At 59.3% G+C, this 24,557-nt stretch carries 24 protein-coding genes and 3 tRNA genes; 9 read left to right on the top strand and 18 right to left on the bottom strand.

Annotated elements, in window-relative coordinates:
- Positions 1-86: 86 nt before the first annotated feature.
- The 10 genes from ACOYXI_RS06535 to ACOYXI_RS06490 all read right to left on the bottom strand — a co-directional run bounded on the left by ACOYXI_RS06535 (position 87) and on the right by ACOYXI_RS06490 (position 13,105).
- Complete coding sequence (locus ACOYXI_RS06535; protein ID WP_461674571.1) at positions 87-2,042, bottom strand: acetoacetate--CoA ligase; 1,956 nt, start codon at positions 2,040-2,042, stop codon at positions 87-89.
- Between the two features lie 139 nt (positions 2,043-2,181).
- Positions 2,182-2,955 carry a 3-hydroxybutyrate dehydrogenase gene (gene hbdH, locus ACOYXI_RS06530; RefSeq protein ID WP_282412445.1) on the bottom strand — a complete coding sequence of 258 codons (774 nt, stop codon included), beginning with the start codon at positions 2,953-2,955 and terminating at the stop codon, positions 2,182-2,184.
- A 7-nt stretch (positions 2,956-2,962) separates the two neighbouring features.
- Complete coding sequence (locus ACOYXI_RS06525) at positions 2,963-4,354, bottom strand: GntP family permease (protein ID WP_027612663.1); 1,392 nt, start codon at positions 4,352-4,354, stop codon at positions 2,963-2,965.
- Positions 4,355-4,630: 276 nt separating this feature from the next.
- On the bottom strand, positions 4,631-6,046 hold the full coding sequence (locus ACOYXI_RS06520; RefSeq protein ID WP_461674570.1) for a sigma-54 interaction domain-containing protein: 1,416 nt from the start codon (positions 6,044-6,046) through the stop codon (positions 4,631-4,633).
- Between the two features lie 140 nt (positions 6,047-6,186).
- Entirely contained in the window at positions 6,187-7,761 is a 1,575-nt protein-coding gene (locus ACOYXI_RS06515; RefSeq protein WP_135295905.1) for an ABC transporter ATP-binding protein, read from the bottom strand.
- 9 nt (positions 7,762-7,770) lie between these two features.
- On the bottom strand, positions 7,771-8,793 hold the full coding sequence (locus ACOYXI_RS06510) for an ABC transporter permease (RefSeq protein WP_098964175.1): 1,023 nt from the start codon (positions 8,791-8,793) through the stop codon (positions 7,771-7,773).
- Positions 8,793-9,854, bottom strand: coding sequence for a microcin C ABC transporter permease YejB (locus ACOYXI_RS06505; RefSeq protein ID WP_461674569.1), 1,062 nt, complete (start codon positions 9,852-9,854; stop codon positions 8,793-8,795). Before ACOYXI_RS06505 ends, ACOYXI_RS06510 begins: the two co-directional genes overlap by 1 nt.
- On the bottom strand, positions 9,854-11,722 hold the full coding sequence (locus ACOYXI_RS06500) for an extracellular solute-binding protein (RefSeq protein ID WP_461674568.1): 1,869 nt from the start codon (positions 11,720-11,722) through the stop codon (positions 9,854-9,856). Before ACOYXI_RS06500 ends, ACOYXI_RS06505 begins: the two co-directional genes overlap by 1 nt.
- A 135-nt stretch (positions 11,723-11,857) precedes the next feature.
- Complete coding sequence (locus ACOYXI_RS06495; protein WP_016774509.1) at positions 11,858-12,139, bottom strand: peptidylprolyl isomerase; 282 nt, start codon at positions 12,137-12,139, stop codon at positions 11,858-11,860.
- Between the two features lie 96 nt (positions 12,140-12,235).
- A complete protein-coding gene (locus ACOYXI_RS06490; protein ID WP_027612669.1) occupies positions 12,236-13,105 on the bottom strand; it encodes an esterase/lipase family protein in 870 nt (289 codons plus the stop codon).
- 337 nt (positions 13,106-13,442) lie between these two features.
- On the opposite strand from ACOYXI_RS06490, the gene ACOYXI_RS06485 reads away from it, so the two are divergent.
- On the top strand, positions 13,443-14,621 hold the full coding sequence (locus ACOYXI_RS06485; protein WP_134786507.1) for a hypothetical protein: 1,179 nt from the start codon (positions 13,443-13,445) through the stop codon (positions 14,619-14,621).
- 73 nt (positions 14,622-14,694) lie between these two features.
- Here ACOYXI_RS06485 and ACOYXI_RS06480 read toward each other — a convergent pair whose 3' ends face one another.
- The gene (locus tag ACOYXI_RS06480; RefSeq protein WP_461674567.1) at positions 14,695-15,759 is read right to left on the bottom strand and encodes a 3-deoxy-7-phosphoheptulonate synthase; all 1,065 of its coding nucleotides are present in this window, start codon (positions 15,757-15,759) and stop codon (positions 14,695-14,697) included.
- Between the two features lie 615 nt (positions 15,760-16,374).
- Here ACOYXI_RS06480 and ACOYXI_RS06475 point away from each other — a divergent pair.
- The 8 genes from ACOYXI_RS06475 to ACOYXI_RS06440 all read left to right on the top strand — a co-directional run bounded on the left by ACOYXI_RS06475 (position 16,375) and on the right by ACOYXI_RS06440 (position 21,301).
- Positions 16,375-17,136, top strand: a complete 762-nt coding sequence (locus ACOYXI_RS06475; protein ID WP_461674566.1) for a carbon-nitrogen hydrolase family protein — start codon at positions 16,375-16,377, stop codon at positions 17,134-17,136.
- Positions 17,133-17,576 (top strand): GNAT family N-acetyltransferase, encoded by a 444-nt coding sequence (locus tag ACOYXI_RS06470; protein WP_177416194.1) that lies wholly within the window; start codon positions 17,133-17,135, stop codon positions 17,574-17,576. Before ACOYXI_RS06475 ends, ACOYXI_RS06470 begins: the two co-directional genes overlap by 4 nt.
- Before the next feature lie 127 nt (positions 17,577-17,703).
- A complete protein-coding gene (gene gacA, locus ACOYXI_RS06465; protein WP_024012761.1) occupies positions 17,704-18,345 on the top strand; it encodes a response regulator transcription factor GacA in 642 nt (213 codons plus the stop codon).
- Positions 18,346-18,347: 2 nt separating this feature from the next.
- A complete protein-coding gene (uvrC, locus tag ACOYXI_RS06460; protein WP_461674565.1) occupies positions 18,348-20,171 on the top strand; it encodes an excinuclease ABC subunit UvrC in 1,824 nt (607 codons plus the stop codon).
- A 32-nt stretch (positions 20,172-20,203) separates the two neighbouring features.
- Positions 20,204-20,764 (top strand): CDP-diacylglycerol--glycerol-3-phosphate 3-phosphatidyltransferase, encoded by a 561-nt coding sequence (gene pgsA, locus ACOYXI_RS06455; protein WP_003225417.1) that lies wholly within the window; start codon positions 20,204-20,206, stop codon positions 20,762-20,764.
- 60 nt (positions 20,765-20,824) lie between these two features.
- Positions 20,825-20,900, top strand: a tRNA-Gly gene (locus tag ACOYXI_RS06450).
- A gap of 46 nt (positions 20,901-20,946) precedes the next feature.
- Positions 20,947-21,020, top strand: a tRNA-Cys gene (locus tag ACOYXI_RS06445).
- A 194-nt stretch (positions 21,021-21,214) separates the two neighbouring features.
- Positions 21,215-21,301: transfer RNA gene (locus ACOYXI_RS06440), tRNA-Leu, on the top strand.
- A gap of 93 nt (positions 21,302-21,394) precedes the next feature.
- Here the strand turns inward: ACOYXI_RS06440 and ACOYXI_RS06435 are convergent.
- The 7 genes from ACOYXI_RS06435 to ACOYXI_RS06405 are packed head-to-tail and all read right to left on the bottom strand — an operon-like array spanning position 21,395 to position 24,521.
- Positions 21,395-22,426 (bottom strand): site-specific integrase, encoded by a 1,032-nt coding sequence (locus ACOYXI_RS06435; RefSeq protein WP_056785472.1) that lies wholly within the window; start codon positions 22,424-22,426, stop codon positions 21,395-21,397.
- Positions 22,427-22,633 (bottom strand): DUF4224 domain-containing protein, encoded by a 207-nt coding sequence (locus ACOYXI_RS06430; RefSeq protein ID WP_103366957.1) that lies wholly within the window; start codon positions 22,631-22,633, stop codon positions 22,427-22,429. It lies immediately after the preceding gene.
- Entirely contained in the window at positions 22,630-23,103 is a 474-nt protein-coding gene (locus ACOYXI_RS06425) for a hypothetical protein (protein WP_103366958.1), read from the bottom strand. The genes ACOYXI_RS06430 and ACOYXI_RS06425 overlap by 4 nt, the downstream gene beginning before the upstream one ends.
- The gene (locus ACOYXI_RS06420) at positions 23,100-23,480 is read right to left on the bottom strand and encodes a pyocin activator PrtN family protein (RefSeq protein WP_103366959.1); all 381 of its coding nucleotides are present in this window, start codon (positions 23,478-23,480) and stop codon (positions 23,100-23,102) included. The genes ACOYXI_RS06425 and ACOYXI_RS06420 overlap by 4 nt, the downstream gene beginning before the upstream one ends.
- A complete protein-coding gene (locus tag ACOYXI_RS06415; protein ID WP_164486587.1) occupies positions 23,473-23,613 on the bottom strand; it encodes a hypothetical protein in 141 nt (46 codons plus the stop codon). The genes ACOYXI_RS06420 and ACOYXI_RS06415 overlap by 8 nt, the downstream gene beginning before the upstream one ends.
- Before the next feature lie 25 nt (positions 23,614-23,638).
- Positions 23,639-23,920, bottom strand: a complete 282-nt coding sequence (locus ACOYXI_RS06410) for a phage antirepressor KilAC domain-containing protein (protein WP_103366960.1) — start codon at positions 23,918-23,920, stop codon at positions 23,639-23,641.
- A 10-nt stretch (positions 23,921-23,930) separates the two neighbouring features.
- Positions 23,931-24,521, bottom strand: coding sequence for a hypothetical protein (locus tag ACOYXI_RS06405; protein WP_139053678.1), 591 nt, complete (start codon positions 24,519-24,521; stop codon positions 23,931-23,933).
- Between the last annotated feature and the right edge of the window lie 36 nt (positions 24,522-24,557).

Raw genomic sequence — 24,557 nt, 5'->3', positions numbered from 1 at the left:
CTCGCGAATGCAATCTATCAGTCGATATCAGCGGGACTGACACACCGCTTTCGCGAGCAAGCCCGCTCCCACAAGGGCATGGCGTGCTAATCGGACAGCTCCGGGCGATTGCGGAACTGCTCCAAGGCCTCGGGATTGGCCAGCGCATCGGTATTTTTCACCGGCTCGCCATGCACCACATTGCGCACCGCGAGTTCCACCACCTTGCCGCTGATGGTGCGCGGAATATCGGTCACCGCGACGATCTTCGCCGGCACATGGCGCGGCGTGGTGTTGGCGCGGATCACCTGGCGGATCTGTTGTTGCAGGTGGTCATCCAGCGTCACTCCGTCCTGCAGGCGCACGAACAGCACTACGCGCACATCGTCCTGCCATTGCTGTCCGATCGCCACGCTGTCCAGCACCTGCGGGACTTTCTCGACCTGACGATAGATTTCCGCCGTGCCGATGCGCACGCCGCCGGGGTTGAGCACGGCGTCGGAGCGGCCGTGGATCAGCATCCCGCCGTGGGGCAATTGCTCGGCGTAGTCGCCCTGGGCCCAGACACCGGGGAACAGGCTGAAATAGGATTTGCGCAGTTTTGCGCCGTCAGGGTCATGCCACAGCCCGACGGGCATCGCCGGGAAGTGCCGGGTGCAGACCAGCTCGCCTTTTTCGCCGATCACGGCAACGCCGGCGTCGTTCCACACCTCAACTGCCATGCCCAGGCTCTTGCCCATGATTTCGCCGCGGCGCACCGCCGACAGCGGATTACCGTTGACGAAGCACGACACCACATCGGTGCCGCCGGACATCGACGCCAGGCACACATCGCGCTTGAAGTCGCGGTAGACGAAGTCATAACTCTGCGGCGATAGCGCGGAGCCGGTGCAGAGCAGGGTCTTCAGGCTACTCAGATCATGGCTGTGCGCAGGCTTTAAACCGCTGCTTTCCAGTGTCGCGAGAAACTTGGGGCTAGTGCCGAACACACTGATGCGCTCGTCGTCGATCAGGTCGAGCAAGCGCTCATGGCCCGGGTGAAACGGCGAGCCGTCATACAGCACCACCGCGCTGCCGACCGCGAGGGCCGAGACCAGCCAGTTCCACATCATCCAGCCGCAAGTGGTGTAGTAGAACAACCGGTCACCGGGGCCGAGATCGACGTGCAGTCCGTGTTCCTTGGCATGCTGCAGCAACACGCCGCCAGTACTGTGCACGATGCATTTCGGTACGCCGGTGGTGCCACTGGAATACAACACGTACAACGGGTGATTGAACGGCACCGGGACAAACCGCGGTTCGCCGCCGGGTTGGTAGAACTCGTCCCACAACGTCACGTTGGCGTGGGTTTGGTAATCCTCGGTACGGGCCTGCGCGCGAGCGTAGGGCGCGATGATCAACTGCTGCAGCGATGGCAGTTGCGCGAGGATTTCGTTGATCTTGGTGGTCTGGTTGATGTCTTTGCCGGCGTAACGGTAGCCGGCGCAGGTGATCAACACTTTGGGTTCGATCTGGCCGAAACGGTCGATCACGCCGTGGGTGCCGAAGTCCGGCGACGAGCACGACCAGATCGCCCCGAGGCTGGTGGTCGCGAGCATCGCCACCAGGGTCTGCCAGGTGTTGGGCATGCACGCGGCCACGCGGTCGCCGAGGCCGACACCGGCGGCTTGCAGGCTGGCCTGAAAACCGGCGACGTGCTCGGCCAGTTCGGCCCAGGTCAGCTGTTCGCGCTGACCGTTTTCCGCCACGGCAATCACTGCGACCGCATCGTCACGACGGCGCAGCAAGTGTTCGGCAAAGTTCAGGGTCGCGCCGGGAAACCATTCGGCACTGGGCATCTGCGCGCCTTCACGCAGGACGGCGTCGGGTTGGGTGTGAAAGCGGATGTCGAAGAAATCGACGATCGCCTGCCAGAACGCTTCGCGCTGTTCCACGCTCCAGCGGTGCAGGTCGGTGTAGCTGCTCAGCGCCAGGCCATGGCGCTGATTGATGTCGCGGCGGAACTGATCCATGCGCGATTGGGCGATACGCTCGGCATCGGGTTGCCAGAGGAGGTCGGACATTGGTTTGCCTCTTGTTGTGTTGTTCATGACACATCACTTGTAGGAGTGAGCCTGCTCGCGATAGCGGAATTACACTCAACATTGATGTTGGCTGATACACCGCTATCGCGAGCAGGCTCGCTCCTACAGGGACGCAGCATTACTGCGCCAACCACCCCCCATCAATATTCCACGCCGCCCCGCGCACCTGGCTGCCAGCCTCGCTGCATAGAAACAACACCAATTCCCCAAGATGCTGCGGCGTGACGAACTCCAGCGACGGCTGCTTCTCCGCCAGCAAATCATGCTGCGCCTGCTGCGGATCGACGCCTTTGGCGGCACGATCATCGATCTGCTTCTGCACCAGCGGCGTCAGCACCCAGCCCGGGCAGATCGCGTTGCAGGTCACATTACTGGTAGCCGTTTCGAGCCCGACCACTTTGGTCAAACCGATCACTCCATGCTTGGCCGCGACATACGCGGCTTTACCGGTCGATCCCACCTGACCATGCACCGAGGCAATGTTGACGATCCGCCCCCAACCCTTGGCGCGCATGCCCGGCAAGCTGAGGCGGGTGCTGTGGAACACCGATGACAGGTTGATCGCGATGATCGAGTCCCAGCGCTCCACCGGGAACTCCTCCACGGCCGCCACGTGCTGGATCCCGGCGTTGTTGACCAGAATGTCGACGCCGCCGAATTCGCGTTCGGCGTAAGCGATCATCTCGGCAATCTGCGCCGGGTCGCTGACGTCCGCCGGATGATGACCGACCTTGCCGCCAAACTGGCCGACTTCGGCGATCACGCTCGACACATCACCGAAACCGTTGAGAATCAGATTGGCGCCGGCCTTGGCCAGGCTCAGCGCGATGCCCAGACCGATGCCGCTGGTGGAGCCGGTAACCAGTGCGGTCTTGCCCGAAAGAGTCGTCATGAATACCTCACACAATGCCAGTGGCGTAGAAAGTGCCGATCACTACGAAGACCGCCAGGGTCTTGATCAGCGTAATACAGAAAATGTCTTTATAGGCCTCGCGGTGGGTCAGGCCAGTGACCGCCAGCAGGGTGATCACCGCGCCGTTGTGCGGCAGGGTGTCCATGCCGCCGCTGGCCATCGCGGCCACGCGGTGCAGCACTTCCAGCGGAATGTTCGCCGCGTGCGCCGCCGCGATGAATTGCTCGGACATCGCCGCCAGAGCAATGCTCATGCCGCCCGACGCCGAACCGGTGATACCTGCCAGCAGGGTCACGGTGATCGCTTCGTTGACCAGCGGATTGGGGATTTGCTTGAGCCAGTCGGCCAGTACCAGAAAGCCCGGCAACGAAGCGATTACCGCACCGAAACCGTATTCCGAGGCGGTGTTCATCGCCGCCAGCAGTGCGCCGCTGACCGCGCTTTTGCTGCCTTCGGCGAGTTTGCTGCGGATCGCCTTGAAGCCGAACACCAACACCATCAAGATGCCGATCAGCAATGCCGCCTGCACCGCCCAGATTGCGGTGAGCTTGGCGATTTCCGTAGTCACCGGAGTGGCCATCCCCGGCAACGCGAGGCTGTGGGTCTTGCCGTACCACTGCGGAATCCACTGGGTGAACAGCAGGTTCATGATGCCCACCGCCAGCAGCGGCGACAGGGCGATCCATGGGTTCGGCAGTTTCAGGTCTTCGGCGGTTTCCGGCTCGTTACGCAGCTCGGTGCCATAACCTTCGCCAGCACGCTGGGCCTTGTTGCGTTGGCGCTGCAGGAACAACATGCCGGCGCAGAACACGAAAATCGTGCCGATCACCCCCAGCCACGGCGCGGCCCACGCGGTGGTGTTGAAAAAGGTGCTGGGGATGATGTTCTGAATCTGCGGCGTGCCGGGCAGGGCGTCCATGGTGAAGGAGAACGCGCCGAGGGCGATGGTCGCCGGAATCAGCCGCTTGGGGATATTGCTCTGGCGGAACATTTCCGCGGCAAATGGATACACCGCAAACACCACCACGAACAACGACACGCCGCCGTAAGTGAGCAAGGCGCAGACCAGCACGATCACCAGCATCGCCTGTCGGGTGCCGAGCAAGCGAATCGCTGCGGCCACGATCGAACGGGAGAACCCCGACAATTCGATCAACTTGCCGAACACGGCACCGAGCAGGAACACCGGGAAATACAGTTTGATGAAACCGACCATTTTCTCCATGAACACCCCGGTGAAGGCAGGGGCGACGGCGGAAGGGTCAGTGAGCAGGACAGCGCCGAGGGCGGCAATCGGGGCGAAGAGGATAACGCTGTAGCCTCGGTAGGCGGCGAGCATAAGCAGCGCGAGGGCTGCCAAGGCGATGATCACACTCATGGAGTGTCTCCAAAGATTGTTATTTTTGTGGGTGAAGCGGGTGCAGGAGAGGCTTTAGCGAGATCTGTGCCAGATATTCAAATCATTGAAATGTAAGGGTTTTATAGGTTTAAGCGTGTTGAGAGTTGAAGGGTTGTCTCTTTTTAGAGATTTTCATTGAGAGGCCTGACGCCTTCGCGAGCAAGCCCGCTCCCACATTTGGAATGCGTATCCCTGTGGGAGCGGGCTTGCTCGCGAAGCTTTTGTTGTTGTCTTTTTCTGGAGACTTAAGTCTCTTTATTGAGACTCGGCGATGCCCAAGGCCAGCATCTTCTTGTACAGCGTCGAGCGTCCCAGTCCCAGTCGAGCCGCCGCCTCCGGCACTTTGCCCGCACATTGCGCGAGGGCAGACTGGATCAGTTGTCGGTCAAACCGCTGGCGCGCCTGGGCAAAAGTCTCTTCCGCCAACGGTGCCAGCGTCGACACCGACGGACGTTCAACCGGGGTAAAGGTGCCGATGGCCGCGCGAATATCCTCTTCGGTGAGGATCAGGTCATCGCTGAGCAGCGCCGCGCGCTCCAGCACGTTGCGCAATTCGCGGATGTTGCCCGGCCACGCATGTTGTCCGAGCAGATCCAGCGCTGCGCGACTCAGTTCATGCTGGCTACGCAACTCTTCAAGGATCGCTTCGCTGAGCGCCGGCAAATCGTCGAGACGCTCGCGCAGCGGCGGAACCTGGATCGGCAGCACGTTAAGTCGGTAATACAGGTCGGCGCGGAATTCACCGCGCTTGATCGCGCCTTGCAGATCGGTCGAAGTCGCCGCGATCACTCGTACATCGCTCTGGATCACGTCGTTGGAGCCAACCGGTTCGAACTCCTTTTCCTGCAGCACCCGCAGCAGTTTGCTCTGCAGCGGCAACGGCATGTCGCCGATCTCATCGAGAAACAGCGTACCGCCCTGAGCGATCTGCAATTTGCCGGTGCGACCCTTGCGGTCGGCGCCGGTAAACGCGCCAGGCGCGGTGCCGAAGAATTCCGCTTCGAGCAACGCCTCCGGGATTGCGGCGCTGTTGATGCTGACGAAGGCTTTATGTGCTCGTGGCGAAGCGCTGTGAATCGCCTGGGCCAGCAACTCCTTGCCGGTGCCGGTTTCACCGAGCAACAACACCGGGGATTCGGCGCTGGCACTGCGGCGGGCGCGGCGTTTGACTTCGAGGCTGGCGCTGCTGGTGCCAATGAAATGGGCGAAGTTGTATTTGGTCTGCCGCGCCCGCAGCAGCGAGCGGGTCGAGGCGAGTTCTTCCTGCATGCTCAGGTAGCGCTTGAGCATCGGCGACAGGCTGCGCAATTCATCGAACAGGGCAAAACCGATGGCGCCGATCACCGCCCCGGCATCGTCGTGGATCGGCAGGCGCATCACCACCAGCGGCTCCTTCGGCGTGTCCTGCATGTCCAGCAGGATCGGCCGGCCGGTGCGCACCACTTCACGCAACAAGCTGCCGGGGATCACGCTTTCGCAGGGTTGGCCGATGGCTTTTTTCGCTGACTCAAGACCGAAACGCCGCGCATAGCGCTCGTTCATCCAGACGATGTTCGCGTCACGATCGACAATCACCGTGCCTTCGCTGGACTGCTCGATGATCTCGAACAGCGAGCGGATCGCCAGCGTGCGCACGCGTTGGTAGTCCTTGAGGCTTTCGGTGGTGTTCATCTGACAGATCCTGAATGTCTTTCGGCTTTGGCGACGCCATCGCGAGCAGGCTCACTCCTACAATGGAACGCATTTCAAATGTAGGAGTGAGCCTGCTCGCGAATGTTGCGACTCGGTATCAAGGCAAGCGCCGATTATGCCTACCCCGGATGCGCCGCTGCCAACAGCTCTTTGGTGTAAGGATGCTGCGGTGAGTCGAACACATCATGGCTGGCACCGCGCTCAACCACTTTGCCGTCCTTGATCACGATCATGTCATGCGCCAGCGCCCGCACCACCGCCAGGTCGTGGCTGATGAACAGGTAGGTCAGGCCGTGTTTTTCCTGAAGATCGCGGAGCAGGGCGACCACTTGTTTCTGCACGGTACGATCAAGGGCCGAGGTCGGCTCGTCGAGCAGGATCAGCGCCGGTTTCAGCACCAGTGCCCTGGCGATGGCGATGCGCTGGCGCTGACCGCCGGAAAATTCGTGCGGGTAGCGATGACGGCTTTCCGGATCCAGGCCGACTTCCTTGAGTACACGGATCACCTGTGCATCGCACTCATCGGCGCTGGACTGACAATGCACCTCCAGCCCTTCGCTGATGATTTGCGCCACCGACATCCGTGGACTGAGGCTGCCGAACGGATCCTGAAACACCACCTGCATCTGCCGACGCCAGGGTCGCAATTGCTTCTGATCGAGGCCGTCGAGGGCGGTGCCCTGAAAACGGATACTGCCCTCGGAGTCGAGCAACCGCAGAATCGCCTGACCCAGGGTCGACTTGCCCGAACCGGACTCACCGACAATGCCCAGGGTTTTGCCGCGCTGGATATTCAGGCTGATGCCGTCCACCGCGCGTAAATATTGTTTGCGCTGGAACAGCCCGCCACCGACGACGAACTCGACGCGCAGATCATCCACCTCCAGCACGTTCTCGCGTTCATCGCGGGGCAGGGCTTCGCCTTCCGGCTCGGCGTTGAGCAGCACGCAGCTATAAGGATGCTTTGGCTCGGTAAACAGGGTTTCGCACGGCGCCTGCTCGACGATTTCACCCGCCTTCATCACGCACACCCGTTGCGCAATGCTGCGCACAAGATTGAGGTCGTGACTGATCAGCAGCAGCGACATGCCCAGGCGTTGTTGCAGGGATTTGAGCAGCAGCAGGATCTTGCGTTGCACTGTCACATCAAGCGCCGTGGTCGGCTCGTCAGCGATCAGCAGTTCCGGCTCGCAAGCCAGGGCCATGGCGATCATTACTCGTTGCCGCTGGCCGCCGGACAGTTGATGCGGATAGGCCTTGAGGCGCTCTTTGGGCTTCTGAATGCCCACCAGTTCCAGCAGTTCAAGAATCCGCTGCTGCGCCGCTTTACCGCCCAGGCCACGATGCACCAGCAGGGTCTCGCCGATCTGCTTTTCAATGGTGTGCAGCGGATTGAGCGAGGTCATCGGTTCCTGGAAGATCATCGCGATCCGGTTGCCGCGTAGCTCACGCAAGACCTTTGGATCGGCGCCGAGCAATTCCTGACCGCGATAGCGAATGCTGCCGCTGGTTTGCGCATCGCCTTCGGGGAGCAATTGCAGAATCGAATGCGCAGTCACCGATTTGCCCGAGCCCGACTCGCCGACCAGCGCCAGGCACTCGCCGGGCCGGATGTCCAGGCACAGGTCGCGCACCGCCGGCTGGCCATGGAAGGCGACGTTCAGGTCACGGATTTCGATCAGGTTATCAGTCATGGTCACACTTCAGGATCGAGGGTCGAACGCGTCACGTAACGCTTCGCCGATGAACACCAGTAAAGAAAGAATCAACGCCAGGGTGAAGAACGCCGTCAGTCCGAGCCAAGGCGCTTGCAGATTCTGCTTGCCCTGACCAATCAGTTCGCCCAGCGAAGCGCTGCCGGCGGGCATGCCGAAACCGAGGAAGTCGAGAGCGGTAAGGGTGGAAATTGCGCCGGTGAGAATGAACGGCAAGTAACTCAGCGTCGCGTTCATCGCATTGGGCAGAATGTGCCGGAAAATCACCTTGCGGTCGCTCAGGCCCAACGCACGCGCCGCTTTGACGTATTCCAGATTACGCCCGCGCAGGAACTCGGCGCGCACCACATCCACCAGTGCCAGCCATGAAAACAGCGCCATGATCCCCAGCAGCCACCAGAAATTCGGCTCGACAAAGCCGGACAAAATGATCAGCAGGTACAGCACCGGCAATCCGCTCCAGACCTCCAGCAAACGCTGCCCGAGCAGATCGACCCAACCGCCGTAATAGCCTTGCAGGGCGCCGGCGGCAATGCCGATCAGCGCGCTGACGGCGGTCAGCATCAGGGCAAACAGGATCGATACCCGGGCACCGAAAATCACCCGCGCCAACACATCACGCGCCTGATCGTCGGTGCCGAGCCAGTTGACCTTCGAGGGCGGGCTCGGTGCTGGCTGATTGAGGTCGTAGTTGGGCGTGTCGTCGCTGAACGGGATCGGCGGGAACAGCAGCCAGCCACCGTCCTTGCGGATCAGGTTCTGCACATAGTCACTGCGATAATCGGCCTGGAACGGCAATTGCCCGCCAAACTCCTGTTCGGTGTAGCGCTTGAAGACCGGGAAGTAGAGCTGGTTCTGGTAGCTCACCACCAGTGGTTTGTCATTGGCGATCAGTTCACCGCCCAGCGTCACCACGAACAGTCCGATAAACAGCCACAACGACCACCAGCCACGGCGGTTTTTCTTGAATCGCGCGAAACGGCGACGGCCCAGAGGCGAGAGCTTGAACATCAGGCGTTCCTCGCGGCGAAGTCGATACGCGGGTCGACCAGGGTGTAGCACAAGTCGCCGATCAGTTTTATCAGGAGGCCGAACAGGGTGAAGATGAACAGCGAGCCGAACACCACCGGATAGTCGCGAGAAACCGCCGCTTCGTAACTCATGCGGCCGAGGCCGTCGAGAGAGAAGATCACTTCGATCAACAGCGAACCGGCAAAGAACACACTGATGAACGCCTGCGGAATCCCCGAGACCACCAGCAGCATCGCATTGCGGAACACATGGCCGTAAAGCACGCGGCGCTCGCTCAAGCCTTTGGCGCGGGCGGTGACTACGTACTGGCGGGTGATTTCATTGAGGAACGAATTCTTGGTGAGAATCGTCAGCGTGGCGAAGCCGCCAATCACCAGCGCCGTCACCGGCAACACCAGGTGCCAGAAGTAATCGGCAATCTTGCCCAGGGTCGACAGCGATTCGAAGTTGTCCGAGACCAGACCGCGCACTGGAAACCAGTTCAATGACGTGCCACCGGCAAACACCACGATCAGAAACATTGCGAACAGAAACGCCGGCATCGCGTAGCCGATGATGATCGCGGTGCTGCTCCAGATGTCGAAATGGCTGCCGTGATGCACCGCTTTGCGGATGCCCAGCGGGATCGACACCAGATAGGTGATCAGCGTCGCCCACAAGCCGAGGGAAATGGTCACCGGCATTTTTTCCAGAATCAGATCGGTGACCGTCGTACCGCGGAAAAAGCTTTTGCCGAAGTCCAGCTGCGCGTAGTTCTTGAGCATCAGCCACAGCCGCTCATGCGCCGGTTTGTCAAAACCGTACTGCTTTTCGATGTCCTTGATCAGTTGCGGATCGAGGCCACGGCTGGCGCGCGAAGTGTTGCTCATGGTTTCGCTGGAACTGCCGCCGACACTCGCACCGCCGATGCCTTGCAGATGGGCGATGGCCTGTTCGACCGGGCCGCCGGGTGCCGCCTGAATGATCACGAAATTGACCAGCAGGATGATCACCAGCGTCGGAATGATCAGCAGCAGGCGCCGCAGAATGTATGCCCACATCAGTGCGGTCCTCCGGGTCTGCCACGCCCGATTTTTTCGGCGGTCATCTGTTGGTTGGTCAACGGCGAGCTGCTGATTTCCCACCAGCTCTCGATGGCTTCGTCATTGCTGGCCTGGATCGCCGGCATGCCGAAGCGGTTCCACCAGACGGTGGAGGTGCCCGGCGGGTAATAGTTGGGAATCCAGTAGTAATTCCACTGCAGCACCCGATCCAGCGCGTGGGCGTAGTGCAGCATGTCGCTTTGGGTCGAGGCGCGGATCAGGCCGTTGATCAGGGTGTCGACCGCCGGATTCTTCAGCACCATGTAGTTGTTGGCGCCCGGGTCGTTGGCCGATATCGAACCGAAGTAGTTGAGCAACTCGCCCCCCGGAGACGTGCTGACCGGGTAGCCGGTGACGATCATGTCGTAATCACGGCTCATCAGGCGATTGACGTATTGCGAGGAGTCGATGCGACGGATATTCAGCTCAATGCCGATCTGCTTCAGCGTGCGCTTGTAAGGCAGAAGCAGGCGATCCATACCGTTCTGGCTGACCAGAAAGGTGAAACTCAAAGGTTCGCCTTCGGCGTTGACCAGTTGGTCGCCCTCGGGTTTCCAGCCAGCCTGTTCGAGCAGTTCCAGGGCTTGCAGTTGCTTGTCGCGGATCAGCCCGCTGCCATCGGTTTTCGGCGCCTCGAAGACCTGGGTGAACACTTCGTCGGGAACCTGCCCGCGCAACGGCTCGAGGATTTTCAGCTCGGCGGCATCCGGCAACTCGCGGGCTGCCAGTGCGGTATTGGAGAAATAGCTCTGCTGGCGGATGTACATGTTGCGCATCATCTGCCGGTTGCTCCACTCGAAATCCCAGAGCATCGCCAGCGCCTGGCGCACCCGACGATCCTGGAACATCGGTTTCTGCAGGTTGAACACGAACCCCTGCGCAGATTGCGGGGCCTCGGTGGCCAGGTGGGCTTTCTGCAAGCGGCCGTCACTCAGCGCAGGGCTGTCGTAACCGATCGAATAGCCGGTGGCGGAAAACTCGCGGTTGTAGTCATAGGCACCGCCGCGCAATACCTGGCGGGCGACATCGGTGTCGCCGAAATATTCGATGCTGAAGTGATCGAAGTTATACAGGCCGCGACTGACCGGCAGGTCCTTGCCCCACCAGTCGGGGTTGCGTTCAAAGGTGATGCTGCGCCCGGAGTCGACCTTGCCGACCCGATACGGGCCGCTGCCCAGTGGTGGTTCATAGCCACCGCCACCGGCGAAGTCGCGGGTTTTCCACCAGTGCTCGGGAAACACCGGCAGGGTGGCAATGTCCAGCGGCAGGGTGCGGTTCTCGTTGCTCTTGAAATCGAAGCGCACGGTCAGCGGCGCTTCCACTTCCACGCCTTTGACGTCGGCGAACTGCGTGCGATAGCGCAGGCTGCCCTGGGTCATCAACAGGTCATAGGTGTAGCGCACGTCCTCGGCAGTGATCGGCTTGCCGTCGGCAAAACGCGCCTTGGGATCGATGAAGAAGCGCAGCGACAGACCATCCTCCGAGCGCTCCATCTTTTGCGCCACCAGGCCATAGACCGTGTAGGGCTCGTCCATCGAGCGCTGGGCCAGCGGCGAATAGAGCATGCCGTCGATCTGGGTGACGCCGATGCCTTTATCTATATAAGGCAGGATGTGATCGAAATGCCCGATCTCTATCGCCGAGCGGCGCATGGTGCCGCCCTTGGGCGCCTGCGGATTGGTGTAGTCGAAGTGGCTGAAACCGGCCGGGTATTTGGCAGGTTCGCCATAGACGGTCAACGCATGTTGCGGGGTGGCGTTCACACCGGCGGCGCCCAATAGCAGGGCCACGGCAGTGAACAGTAAAGTCGGGAAAGCCAGTCGCATTGTCAGCCTTAAAGCCGGGTGATCGATAAGCGCAATTTGTACGCGAGCGGCGCGTCAGTCGCCAGCCGTATCCTGTAACCAAAACACAACGGCCCACCAAAAGGCGGGCCGTTGGGACAGCAATCAGGCGACGGATCAGTCCTGACGGCTGGTGACTTCGAGCAGGTGATAACCGAACTGGGTCTTCACCGGGCCTTGCACGACGTTGATTGGCGCGCTGAAGACTACGGTGTCGAATTCCTTGACCATCTGGCCAGGACCGAATGAACCCAGATCGCCGCCCTGACGGCTGGACGGGCAGCTGGAGTTGGCCTTGGCGACCTCGGCGAAATCAGCACCGGCTTCGATCTGGGCCTTGAGTTCGTTGCACTTGTCTTCGCTGGAAACCAGGATGTGGCGGGCAGTGGCTTTAGCCATGGGGAAATTCTCCAATCTATTTCAGTAAAGTGTGGAGCCTACCGGATTCAGTAAGCGATTTCTCTGCAAAGTTCCACTCGGTACATTGACGTACATCTACAGTTGCGCGGCTTTCAGGCGCATCGCGTGTTCGACATAGAGGTCGACGGGATCCGCGCCGGGTATTCGCAACCCGCCCGGATGGCGCAAGCTGCCAAGGTGATTGAGGGGATAGTCGGAGCGGATGACCCGGCCCAGGTGAGAACTGTAACGGCCCACGAAACCATCGTTCTGTCCGGCCTCCGTGACGAAATGGCTGGATAATGCGTGGCAGACGGAATGCACTGGATCCAGAGCCTGCAACAAATTGTCCTGCAGCGTGCCGCTCCAGGAGTAGTAGTGGACGTCATTGACCCGTTCCGCCCCCTGGCCGCCCCAGGTAGAAGGCAGGCCTTGAGGGTATTTTTTGTTGAATTGCCCGACGTCCGCAGTCGTCAGGGCATTGAGTGCGGCTACGGCGGCCTGCGGTAGACCCGGTTGACCGCTGAGCAGCGAGAGGAATCGCGCAAACTGTGTCGCAGCGTGCTCCGCCACCTGCTCCGGCAGGCCTCCCGGAACCAGCGCCAGGCGTAAGGCGTCAGCCAGTTCCGAGCCGTGATTGGGGCCGCTGACCGATGTCACCGAGGCGACTTTCTCCGGCGCGAGCGCAGCGGCATAACGGCATGCCAGCGCGCCCTGGCTATGTCCGATCAGGTTGACTTTACCGGCGCCGGTGCCTCGCAGAACGCGCTCGATCTGGAACATCAATTGCTGGCCGCGAACTTCGTTGTCATGGGTTGCGGACAGCTGCGGCACAAACACTTGCCCGCCTGCCTCCCTCAGCGCTTGCTTGACATCATGAAAAAGCTCGAAATGGCCGATACGGTCAAACCCGAACAGGCCATGGACCAAAAGGATGGGGTAGCGGGTTGTCGCATTCCGTTGCATGTTCCTGCCTCTTTTGCAGATGCTTGTCAGTGGTTGGTGCGTGCCACTGTAAAACAGGCCTGCGGGTCGGCGATGTCTGAAAAATCCTCTGTACTGAAAGGAAATTGGACTAAAAGCGGTACGAATTTTCGCTTCTGCTTGAGAGGGTAGTCGGAACATTTGGCAATCTTTTGCCCGGTATCGCTGGATTCTGCTTCGTAAGCCTACGTCATGCGGTGTATTTACCCTGCCGACGGAAGGCGTTGTGCTGACTTCCGCCGATCGCTGGATGGTGTTCAATGGATTTCGTTCGACGCGGCCTTCACGGCGGCGTTTTATCCAAGGAATGGAGCTACGAATGTCTATATACGAAGCCACCGGCGATTCTTCTGTGGCACCAGCGTCAAATATGTCCCCTGTAGCGGATGAATCCGGTGGACACCGTCTTCTGAGTTTGAAGGTGGACGGCGACCACTTCGAATTCTGCTATCGACACGCCTCTGCGGCGGCAGACTCTCCAGACTCGTGGCTGCCTGCACCGATGCTTGAGGTTATGGAGGGTGGAATGCTTGATCCTTCACTGGACCATGCATTCGTCAGGGTGGCGCCTTACCCGAACATGTTGTGCGGCGACAAACTTGTGCTGAGCTGGCAAGGACTGGATGACGAAGGATTGCCCTATATTCACGAAGCCACTCGTGCGGTCAGTGAAAACCAGGTGGGTCAGGAACTCGTCTTTGTCATAAAGGGTTTGCACATCGCAGCGCTGGAGCGCGGCTCGCTGGAGGTTTACTGGACGCTGTACAGCGTTGCGCTGCAGAAGCCCGTGTCATCCAGGCGTTTGCAGCTGAATGTGGGTGATCCGGAACCCGATTTGCTGGCTCCGATCCTTGAAGAAACGGTAGGCGGGACGCTCGATCCGGCCCGTGTTCCGCAGGGCACTGGCGTTATCGTGCGACCTTACGCCCGCATGGCTGTCGGGGACCGGGTCATCCTGTCGTGGCAAGGTGTCGAAGGACTGCCGGTGATCAGTGATGTGTTGCTCGTGGAGCCGTTTGCTGTCGGCGAAGCGCTGTCTTTCTGGATACCCGCAGATCGCATCGCCCCTCATCGTATGCAGGAGGTGAGCGTCAGCTACCGGGTGGAATCAAGGTCGGCGCAGGTGAGGAACTCTGCAACCTCGCGAATTCTGATCGCGCCATTGATGCGAGGCGAGCTCGCAGCTCCGCAGGTACTGGAAGCGCAAGATGGCGAACTGGAGGCAGTAGATGCCGAGGATGGCATTACCGTGGTGATCGGCAATGCCCAGGCCGAGGAGGGGGAGCTGGTTTACTTGAAATGCGATGGTGAGTATTTCAGTCACCGCGATGATCGGGACATCACCCGGGAAACTGCAGGCCAGCCCTTGGTATTCATCGTGCCTTATCGTTTCTGGCGAGAGCATCGGGAAACTGTGGTGCAGGTGTCGTATTCAGTGGAGCGGCTGGATGATGTCAGCCAGGCTTCCGAGATAACACGCATCCGGGTGCGGGCATAACCCGGTGGTGAAGTCTGAGCGATGACTCAGCCTTTGCGGGATTTTGATAAGCCCGCAAAGGCTGCTCGGATCATCAGGCTCGAAGTCGCTTGGCGGCATTCGACAGCAACTGCTCCGTCGCGCTGAACCCCAGGCAACCATCGGTGATCGATACGCCATAACGCAGGGCAGGGCTCAAAGGCTGGCAGCCCTCGAACAGATGGGACTCAATCATCATGCCGATCAAGGCGCGATCACCTTGCAGGCGTTGTTCGAGCACCTCGTTGAACACGTCGGGCTGGCGCAATGGGTCCTTGCCGCTGTTGGCGTGGCTGCAGTCGACCATGATCCGGCTCGGAATTTTCAGTCGGCTCAGGTCGGCATGTACCCGGGCGACGCTTTCGCGATCGTAGTTAGGACCGTGATGACCGCCGCGCAGCACTATATGAGTGTCGGGGTTGCCCGGGGTCTGGATGATCGCCGGGTGTCCTTGGCTGTCGACGCCGAAGTGTCGGTGCGGATGTGCTGCTGAGCGCATGGCGTCGACGGCTACACCTACGCCACCGTCGGTGCCGTTCTTGAAACCTACGGGCATGTTCAGGCCGCTGGCCATTTCCCGGTGAATCTGCGATTCGGTGGTGCGTGCACCGATAGCAACCCAACTGAGCAGGTCGTCGAAGTAGCCGGCTGCCATTGGTTGCAGCAACTCGGTAGCGATGGGCAGCCCCAGGCGGATCATCTCAAGCATCAATTCACGCGACAGGGTCAGGCCGCCAGCCATGTCGTCGCTGCCATCCAGGTGCGGGTCGTAAGCCAGACCTTTCCAGCCGACGGTGGTGCGGGGTTTTTCGATGTAGGCGCGCATCACCAGCAGCATCTCGTCTCTGACTTCATGGGCCAGGCGGGAAAGTTTTTCGGCGTATTCGAGTGCGGAGCGCGCGTCATGAATCGAGCAAGGGCCGACGACGACCAGCAGGCGATGGTCTTCGCCATTGAGGATCGCGCGGACAGCCTGGCGGTGGGCTGCGACTTGCTGGGCGAGGGCATTGCTCAGGGGCAATTGCTGTTTGAGCTGCAATGCGCTGGGCAGACGCAGGGTCAGTGCTTCGTTGGCAGAATCAAGGGTGGTCAGTGGCAGAGCAGAAACAGACGAGTTCATATTCGGGATTCCTGGGCTGGCGGCGGGTGTTTCCCGCTCACTCGGCCCTACTGGGGTGTTCGACAATTGGCCGGATTGGCTGCGTGTGTGTGCTTGCCACCTGTGGGTGACCGATCGGAGGCGGCAGGCTGTCCCGAGCGGAGGTTGCTAAATCGCCAGGCGGTAAAAGTGTCGTAACGGTAATAAGTGGCGTAGTTCATGTCGTGATTCCTCAAAGTTCTGGTGTGTTGCTGAAAAATTTGGGGCCTGAAAAAACAAAACCCCCGGTCGGGAGGCCGACCGGGGGTTGAGAATTCTCTGGTAGGCGACCCGTTTTTATGGGCGCCGGTGGGTATCAGGCGCGCCAGTGGCTAAACCAATACCCAAAATAAAAGCTGACAGGAGCGCAAACGTCATTCGCCCGGGCAGCCGCAACCGAGCGCAGGGCGCTGGCGGAACGAAGCTGTGAGAGGGCGTTGAACATGGTTTGTCTCCGATGAATGCGCCGAGCTTACTAGAGGCCCGTACGGCTGAGCAATCAGAAATTGCTATCGCCATTGCGGAGATTACCTATCGCTTGAGTGCTGCAGGCGTTGTGACACACTGGTTGCTTTGCACAAACACCAAGGATGATTCATGTCGATGTTCACGGTCGCTGCAGCTCAGTCGCTCTCCATTGCCGGTGATCTGGCGGCGAACCTCGCCCGTCATTTACGCTTCATGGCCGTGGCGGCGGAGCAGGGCGTCGAGCTGCTGGTGTTCCCGGAGCTGTCGCTGACAGGCTACGAAGGCCAGATGGCCGCAGACCTGGCAATCGATCCGCAGGATGCTGTGCTGCAACCCTTGCGCGATTGCGCTCGCGAGCTGGGCCTCACCGCTGTCGTCGGTATGCCGATTCGCGATAGGGACAGTTCGAAGGTATTGATCGGCGCGCTGACATTAGGAGGGGATGGTTCTCTTGAGGTTTACAGCAAACAACATCTGCACAGTGGCGAAGAGCTTTTCTATGCCCCAGGTGCTGGTGGTTCGTCCTTGAGCATAGGCGGCGATACCATAGCGCTGGCGGTCTGCGCTGATTTTTCCCATGCCAGTCACGCGGCAGCGGCCGCCGATCTTGGTGCCGACCTGTACGCAGCAGGCGTGCTGATCGGGGAAAAAGGCTACGGCGTGGATAGCGCGCTGCTGCAGGGCTATGCCCAAAACCACTCAATGGCGGTGCTGATGGCCAATCACGCCGGGCTCACGGGTGGATGGCAATCGGCGGGTCGCAGCGCGTTCTGGTCTGAAAGCGGGACACTGGTGGTGGCGGCGCAAGGGCCGGGTGAAGTGTTGGTTCTTGCCCGGCGTGATGCCGGCGCATGGCAGGGGCGGGTAGTACCCGTGGCGGTAGACCTGTGACCTGGGCATTGCGTCGTGCCGAATCGGCAGATCGGGCGTTCGCCCGAAAGCTGACGTGCCAGAACATGCTGCGCTATTACATTGACCACGAGCTGCTGTGGCAGGACGAAGCGTTCGACGTTGCTTGGGATGGGCGGGACAACTGGCTGGTCCTTCTTGGTGAAGTTCCTGTGGGATTTTTCAGTCTCAGTCATGATCGCCGGGCCTTGTACATCCGCGAGCTGCAAATAGCCGAGGTCTCTCGCAGGCAAGGTGCAGGATCCTGGGCGATTGATCAGGTTGTCGCTTTGGCTCGCGGCGAAAAACTGCCAGCACTGCGTTTGACAGTATTCAAAAATAATCCGGCGCAAAGTCTGTATAAGAGAAAAGGCTTCAAGGTGTGCGGTGAGGACGAGTGTTTCCTGAGGATGGAGCTCGATTTCGGTACACTTGTGCTCTGAAACCCACGGCCGGCAAGCCTTCGATGATGAATTGAAACTTTTTAAATGATGCTTGCCGCTAGGTCTGTCTGGCACTTTTTGCTAAGGTGTCCGGCATCCCAATAAGACCATATCGCGAGGTGTCTGCTTGATTAGGGTGCTAGTGGTCGACGACCATGATCTCGTTCGTACAGGCATTACACGTATGCTGGCCGATATCGATGGCTTGCAGGTGGTTGGACAGGCCGAGTCCGGGGAAGAATCCCTGATCAAGGCCCGTGAGTTGAAACCCGATGTGGTCCTGATGGACGTAAAGATGCCCGGTATTGGTGGCCTCGAGGCCACGCGCAAGCTGTTGCGCAGCCACCCGGACATCAAGGTCGTCGCGGTGACCGTGTGCGAGGAAGATCCATTTCCTACGCGCCTGTTACAGGCTGGTGCCGCCGGCTACCTGACCAAGGGCGCTGGTTTGCCGGAAATGGTTCAGGCGATCCGTCTGGTGTTTGCCGGGCAGCGTTACATCAGTCCGCAGATTGCCCAGCAACTGGCGATCAAGTCGTTCCAGCCAACCAATGATTCACCTTTTGATGCCTTGTCCGAACGGGAAATCCAGATCGCGTTGATGATTGTCGGCTGCCAGAAGGTGCAGATCATTTCCGACAAGCTCTGCTTGTCGCCGAAAACGGTGAACACATATCGCTACCGGATTTTCGAAAAGCTGTCGATCAGCAGTGACGTCGAGCTGACGTTGCTGGCTGTGCGCCACGGCATGGTGGATGCCAGCGCCTGATCATGACTGAAGTATTCGATTCCGGCGCCTTCCTGGCGACTGTCAGTGGGCGCCCCGGCGTCTATCGCATGTTCGACAGCGATGCGCGCCTGCTGTATGTCGGCAAGGCCAAGAACCTCAAGAAGCGCCTTGCCAGCTATTTTCGCAAGACCGGGCTGGCGCCAAAAACCGCTGCGCTGGTCGGGCGTATCGCGCAGGTCGAAACGACCATTACCGCCAACGAAACCGAGGCGTTGCTGCTTGAGCAGACCCTGATCAAAGAGTGGCGGCCGCCGTACAACATTCTGCTGCGCGACGATAAGTCCTATCCCTATGTCTTTCTGTCTGACGGCCAATTCCCACGTCTGAGCATCCACCGTGGCGCGAAGAAGGCCAAGGGCAAGTATTTCGGCCCGTACCCGAGCGCCGGGGCCATTCGCGAAAGCCTCAGCCTCTTGCAAAAGACCTTTTTCGTCCGTCAGTGCGAAGACAGCTATTACAAAAATCGCACGCGCCCGTGTCTTCAATATCAGATCAAGCGTTGCAAGGCGCCTTGTGTCGGTCTGGTCGAACCTGAGGTCTACGCCGAGGATGTACGCCATTCGGTGATGTTTCTCGAGGGGCGCAGTCATGCCCTGACCAATGAGCTGTCCACGGCAATGGAAGAGGCGGCAATCAATCTCGAATTCGAGCGCGCCGCCGAGTTGCGTGACCAGATTGCCTTGCTGCGCCGTGTTCAGGATCAGCAAAGCATGGAAGGTGGAACGGGCGACATCGATGTTATCGCAGCTTTCGTCAACCCGGGCGGCGCTTGCGTTCACTTGATCAGTGTGCGCGGCGGTCGGGTGTTGGGCAGCAAGAACTTCTTTCCGCAGGTGGGTATCGAGGAGGAGGTCGCTGAAGTCATGGCGGCGTTCCTCGGTCAGTACTACATCAGCAGTCCGGAGCGCGACCTGCCAGGCGAACTGATCGTCAACGTGGTTCCCGAAGATGCCACGGCTCTGATCGACGCCATCCACGAGCTGCGCGGTCGGGAGCTGAGCATCAGCCACCGGGTACGCGGCACGCGGGCTCGATGGCAGCAGTTGGCGGTCACCAATGCCGAGCAAGCGCTGGGCGCACGCCTGGCCAATCGTCAACACACGGCTGCGCGTTTCGATGCGCTGGCTGAAGTGCTGAACCTGGATGAGCCGCCGCAGCGTCTGGAGTGCTATGACATCAGTCACTCCAGTGGTGAGGCCACCGTCGCATCCTGTGTCGTGTTCGGCCCCGAAGGCGCGATCAAATCCGACTATCGTCGCTATAACATTGAAGGCGTCACGGCGGGTGATGATTATGCAGCCATGCACCAGGCGTTGACCCGGCGCTTCAGCAAACTGAAGGATGGCGAGGGCAAGCTGCCGGACATTCTGTTGGTGGACGGCGGCAAAGGTCAGTTGTCGATGGCCCGTGACGTGCTCAACGAGCTGGCGGTGCCGGATCTCATTCTTCTGGGTGTGGCCAAGGGTGCAACACGCAAGGCAGGCTTCGAAACTTTGTATCTCAATGATGCCACGCATGAGTTCACGCTGCGTGGCGATTCCCCGGCGTTGCACCTGATCCAGCAGATTCGTGACGAGGCGCACCGCTTCGCAATCACCGGCCACCGTGCGCGGCGCGGCAAGACCCGCCGCACCTCGACGCTGGAAGGCGTTGCGGGTGTCGGGCCGACCCGACGTCGGGACTTGTTGAAACATTTTGGTGGATTGCAGGAGCTGTCTCGTGCAAGCATCGAAGAGATCGCCAAAGCACCGGGGATCAGTAAAAAGCTCGCAGAGTCGATTTATGCAAACCTGCATAGCGAGTAGAATGCCAACTCACCTCGTAGCCAGTTGTGCCGATGAATATCCCTAATCTGATTACCGTTCTCCGCGTCCTGCTCATCCCGATCTTCATTTTGCTGTTTTACCTGCCTTACCAGTGGAGCTATATGGCCTCCGCTTCGGTATTCGCCTTTGCGGCGGCAACTGATTGGCTGGATGGCTATCTGGCCCGCCGCCTTGAACAAAGCACGCCGTTCGGCGCGTTTCTCGATCCGGTTGCCGACAAGCTGATGGTGGCAGTCGCTTTGGTACTGCTGGTTCAGGAACACGGCAATTTGTGGCTGACACTTCCCGCAGCCGTCATCATCGGCCGCGAGATTGTCGTATCGGCCTTGCGTGAATGGATGGCCGAACTCGGTGCCCGCGCTCATGTAGCAGTGTCCAATCTCGGCAAGTGGAAAACCGCGGCGCAGATGCTGGCGCTGGTGATCCTGCTGGCCAATCCCCGCGATTTCAGCTTCTGGGTGCTGCTGGGTTACGCCTTGCTGATGATCTCGGCGGGCCTGACGTTGTGGTCGATGGTTCAATACCTGCGGGCCGCCTGGCCGCATCTGAAAACCGACGTTGAAAAGAAATAAAACTTTTTTGAATCAAAGGGTTGACGGGGCATCTGAAATCTATAGAATGCGCCACACCAAGCGGGAATAGCTCAGTTGGTAGAGCACGACCTTGCCAAGGTCGGGGTCGCGAGTTCGAGTCTCGTTTCCCGCTCCAAGTTTGTACGCGGTTGTTGTTGTGCTACTAAACAGCGATCGTTTGAGGCCGAGTAGCAAAATGGTTATGCAGCGGATTGCAAATCCGCCTACGCCGGTTCGATTCCGACCTCGGCCTCCACTATAAACAAGCTCCGTAGATCCATGATTTACGGAGCTTTTTTATTTTCAGTGCACTGCAAGATTTAGTCTTGAAATCAGCCACTGTGAACTTGCTTCACCGGGACGTGATGTATATATTTCCCGCTCTGCTTCAAAGGCTCAACAAAGTCAGATTCTCTTGCCGACTGATTTGAGCACTACAACAGCGCTACCGCCCGAATGGCGAAACTGGTAGACGCATGGGACTTAAAATCCCCCGCTCGTAAGGGCGTGCCGGTTCGATTCCGGCTTCGGGCACCATGAATATCAAGGGCTTGCATGACATACCTCATGCAAGCCCTTAGTTCTTTTTTCCGCAATAAAAAAATCTTTTCCGCAATTCGTGACCGTCAGTCACTTCGTAGGGGTAACCTTCATCCCCTTGCGCATTCGGATGTACTGTTCTGTCATCCCAACGGTTGTATGTCCTAGCTGGTCCCTAGCTTCTCGGATGCTCCCTGTTGACTCCTCCTTATCCGTCGCCGCTTTTGCTCTTAGGTCGCGCATCTGAAATTCTGCTTTTGGAATACCAGCTGCTTCCCTGGCGTCATCAAACCGCTTCCTGAGCATGCTGGTCGTCATTGGCTGCCCAGAGTCGATTACTACCAGACGTGTTGATCTGATTTTGTGTCCAGCCTTTCGTGTCATGATTCGATCGATTACGACTTTGAGCTCACCAATGATCTCGATCCTTCGTTTAGCCCCGGTCTTGCCTTGCTGAACGGAGAGCTTTCCGTCTTTTATGTCTCGCTCATCCATCTTCAATGTGTCTGCGATCCTCTGGCCTGTTAGGTAGAAAAGGTCCAAAGCGTCCCTCAATGGCTGATCGGCATGTCGGTAGGCTCTCGCAAGTACGTCGTCTTCAACATATATGTCGCGACCGGTTTCTTTATTACCTTTCACGCCTGAGCAAGGATTTGCCAAGGATGTATAGCCATTCTCGCGAGCAAAGTTCCAGATGGAGCTGAGTAATGCCTTCTCCCGATTCGCGCGAATAGGTGCTGTCTTGCCACGATGACGAAGGTACTGGCTGACATGTTTCGGTTCGATGGCTTCTAGAGGGGCGGGCGGGTCGTTGAAGAACAGAAGAAGGTTTTTGAGTTCGCGCGCGTTGTCTTTTTGGGTGGCGTGGGCTTTTGTGGGAACCACCTCATTCATATAAAGCTCGGCTACGTAAGCAAAGGTAAGTACGGTTTGTGTCAGGGCTTGAGAGACGCGGCTTTTTTCGAGCTTTGCGTACTCTAAGATGGCCAGGCCGTAATCCGTACCTAGCGGGATTTCCTTGCGTGGTTTCCCGCCAGTGTCGTAAAGGTAATAGGTTGTGTTGCCGCGTTTTCTCTCGCGCAGGCGAGGAATGCTCCCCGGCTTTGTTGGTCTTCGTCCCATTCATCCCACCAGGCGCGGCTGCCACGTTGGAGTTTCGGCCGCGTTGGTAGTTGCTCCTGTCAACGCGGACGCAATCACGCAAGGCCAGCCGTTGCGCTTGATGGTATGGCGAATGCCATTGCGCTTCAGCACCATAATCTGACCGGCTTTAGTTTTAGCTCCAGTCAGTTCGCAGACTTGATCATGGCTAAGAAATTGAATACTCATGCTGGCTCCTTGCTAGGAAATGCAGAGCGCTTCGAATGCGCTTGCATTGCGGCCTTGCCACCCTCGGTTCCTGGGTACAGCTGCGCAGCCATTGCAAGCGCCTGTTCGCGCAGCGATCGGGCATCACGCTCTAGCTTCTTGCCGGTACGAAAGGCGCTGAAGGTCTCGGCGGCGATCCGCAGCAGCTCGCCGATATCGACCAGCGTCTGGTGCTCGGCCGGGCCGAAGAGCGGACCTGCTTCAAATCGTTTGCAGGCGTGTGCCAAGCGCGTGTGATCGGCCCGGATGAACTGCAGGGAGGCCTGGAGCTCGCGGATGGTTTTGGCGCTTGCGGCGCGCTGGGTGTCTACACCTTCGTGCAGGCCTGTCTCCAGGCCATCGCTGCGGCCCATGATGTAACCGCCCCAGAGCAGCAGGGCGGCCAGAACTATCAGGGTGACGAGTGCACCGATTTGTATTGGGGTCATCATGTGGTGTGCTCCTGGGATTGTCGTTGGCTGGTGGTGACAGCCGTCAGTGGTGTGGGGGCAACAGTGCGTTGGCCGTCGTGCTGTCGCTGCATTTCTTCATCCGCTTTGTAGGCGCGGATGTCGATCAGCGAGGCGACGTGGCGGATGTGCGCGTACTTCAGCGCCTTGCGGCTGGTGTCCAGCGTGGTGATCGGAAGCTGGATCCGGCCGCTGTTGATCTCCGTCACGAACGACTGCTCGTTGAGATTGCGAAAGTACTGCTCGCGGACTTTTTCCAGCGGGATCAGGACGTCACCGAAGATTCGGTAGAGCAGTTCAACGGTGGCCGATTCGGGCGCCGGATGCAGGCGAAGCGGATTCTGTGCAGCGTTACTCATGGCCTTGTCGAGCCTCCTTGCGTTGTTGTCGTGCCGGGTGGTTCCAGGCGTTCAGGCAGTGGCGTCTGGTCAGCTCGCGCAGATGTTCGGGCACTTCGAGGAGCGCGGCGTTGCGCTCCTCACGTGTGCGCATGGCAATGATCTGGCGGGCGTACTCCCTAGGCCACGTCACGGCGATCTGCCGGGATGGCAGGAAGATCGATGTCCAACTGCTCGGCCAGCCAACGGATACCGGCCTGCTTCACCCGAGTCGACTGGCTGTACTGCATTCCGTGTTTCTCGTCATACCAGGGGCTGTCCTTGACCCGCAGGTACTCCTTGTCGCGCTTTAGATCTGCCGGTAGGTTTCCCTTGAGCAAACCTTTCTCCCGCATGAGCGCGATCAGTTTGGGGCGAGTGAGGCCGAGTTGAGTGGCTGCTTGGGCTAGGGTGCGTTCCATAAACGGTTCCTCAAGCAGCATGCGCAGCAGGAGTGGCCGCTGCAGCAAGGTGGTTGATGGACTCAATGAGCTTTGCGTAGATCTCGGCATCGGGGTCGTACAGGGTGAAGCAACGCGTATGCGGGCTCTTGTTGCCGATGCTCAAGATGGCGGTGACGCCCCGACGTGAATGGGTGCGATGCAGCGCCACATGAAGGGGAAGTTCAAAACCCATGTCGAGGCTCAGCACGCCGCCGGTGTGCACCAGTTCGAACACGCGCTGCTTGTCCTGGACATCAAAACGGCCGTATTGACGATCGGCATGCGGAAGATGCACCAGGTCGCTGGAGTTGCTCGCGTCGAACGGACCGTTGGCAATCTCTTCGATGAAGTCGGCGAGTTTGAGGTGCATCTTCTTGTCGTTCTGCAGGGTCAGCGTGTGGCGTTCGCTGCCCAGTTCAACGACAAAAGTACTTTCCACTGTGCCGCGCTCAGCCTTGAGACGGAATGCCAGGCATTCACGCTTCGGTGCTGTGCGCAGGACGTGGTTGAAGGTCTCGGTGAGGTTGACCTGGGCGTTGAGCAACTGCAGGGTGCGGTTGTCGATCTTGTACTTGATCATGCCGCGTGCCCTCCGCCGTTTGGGTCGAAACGCTTG

This window comes from Pseudomonas sp. G3-19 (assembly GCF_054855875.1).
Note: the sequence above shows the minus strand (reverse complement) of the source record. Positions and strands in the feature narration are given on the sequence as shown.

What these genes read in the sequence shown, in the direction of transcription:
- ACOYXI_RS06535 (WP_461674571.1), bottom strand. Translation starts at nt 2,042, where the DNA reads ATGTCCGACCTCCTCTGGCAACCCGATGCCGAGCGTATCGCCCAATCG.
- pgsA (WP_003225417.1), top strand. Translation starts at nt 20,204, where the DNA reads ATGAATATCCCTAATCTGATTACCGTTCTCCGCGTCCTGCTCATCCCG.
- ACOYXI_RS06475 (WP_461674566.1), top strand. Translation starts at nt 16,375, where the DNA reads ATGTCGATGTTCACGGTCGCTGCAGCTCAGTCGCTCTCCATTGCCGGT.
- ACOYXI_RS06410 (WP_103366960.1), bottom strand. Translation starts at nt 23,920, where the DNA reads ATGGAACGCACCCTAGCCCAAGCAGCCACTCAACTCGGCCTCACTCGC.
- ACOYXI_RS06405 (WP_139053678.1), bottom strand. Translation starts at nt 24,521, where the DNA reads ATGATCAAGTACAAGATCGACAACCGCACCCTGCAGTTGCTCAACGCC.
- ACOYXI_RS06415 (WP_164486587.1), bottom strand. Translation starts at nt 23,613, where the DNA reads ATGCGCACACGTGAGGAGCGCAACGCCGCGCTCCTCGAAGTGCCCGAA.
- ACOYXI_RS06515 (WP_135295905.1), bottom strand. Translation starts at nt 7,761, where the DNA reads ATGACTGATAACCTGATCGAAATCCGTGACCTGAACGTCGCCTTCCAT.
- ACOYXI_RS06420 (WP_103366959.1), bottom strand. Translation starts at nt 23,480, where the DNA reads ATGAGTAACGCTGCACAGAATCCGCTTCGCCTGCATCCGGCGCCCGAA.
- ACOYXI_RS06435 (WP_056785472.1), bottom strand. Translation starts at nt 22,426, where the DNA reads ATGGGACGAAGACCAACAAAGCCGGGGAGCATTCCTCGCCTGCGCGAG.
- ACOYXI_RS06505 (WP_461674569.1), bottom strand. Translation starts at nt 9,854, where the DNA reads ATGTGGGCATACATTCTGCGGCGCCTGCTGCTGATCATTCCGACGCTG.
- ACOYXI_RS06495 (WP_016774509.1), bottom strand. Translation starts at nt 12,139, where the DNA reads ATGGCTAAAGCCACTGCCCGCCACATCCTGGTTTCCAGCGAAGACAAG.
- ACOYXI_RS06520 (WP_461674570.1), bottom strand. Translation starts at nt 6,046, where the DNA reads ATGAACACCACCGAAAGCCTCAAGGACTACCAACGCGTGCGCACGCTG.
- hbdH (WP_282412445.1), bottom strand. Translation starts at nt 2,955, where the DNA reads ATGACGACTCTTTCGGGCAAGACCGCACTGGTTACCGGCTCCACCAGC.
- ACOYXI_RS06485 (WP_134786507.1), top strand. Translation starts at nt 13,443, where the DNA reads ATGTCTATATACGAAGCCACCGGCGATTCTTCTGTGGCACCAGCGTCA.
- ACOYXI_RS06525 (WP_027612663.1), bottom strand. Translation starts at nt 4,354, where the DNA reads ATGAGTGTGATCATCGCCTTGGCAGCCCTCGCGCTGCTTATGCTCGCC.
- ACOYXI_RS06430 (WP_103366957.1), bottom strand. Translation starts at nt 22,633, where the DNA reads ATGAGTATTCAATTTCTTAGCCATGATCAAGTCTGCGAACTGACTGGA.
- ACOYXI_RS06490 (WP_027612669.1), bottom strand. Translation starts at nt 13,105, where the DNA reads ATGCAACGGAATGCGACAACCCGCTACCCCATCCTTTTGGTCCATGGC.
- ACOYXI_RS06500 (WP_461674568.1), bottom strand. Translation starts at nt 11,722, where the DNA reads ATGCGACTGGCTTTCCCGACTTTACTGTTCACTGCCGTGGCCCTGCTA.
- uvrC (WP_461674565.1), top strand. Translation starts at nt 18,348, where the DNA reads ATGACTGAAGTATTCGATTCCGGCGCCTTCCTGGCGACTGTCAGTGGG.
- ACOYXI_RS06510 (WP_098964175.1), bottom strand. Translation starts at nt 8,793, where the DNA reads ATGTTCAAGCTCTCGCCTCTGGGCCGTCGCCGTTTCGCGCGATTCAAG.
- ACOYXI_RS06480 (WP_461674567.1), bottom strand. Translation starts at nt 15,759, where the DNA reads ATGAACTCGTCTGTTTCTGCTCTGCCACTGACCACCCTTGATTCTGCC.
- ACOYXI_RS06425 (WP_103366958.1), bottom strand. Translation starts at nt 23,103, where the DNA reads ATGATGACCCCAATACAAATCGGTGCACTCGTCACCCTGATAGTTCTG.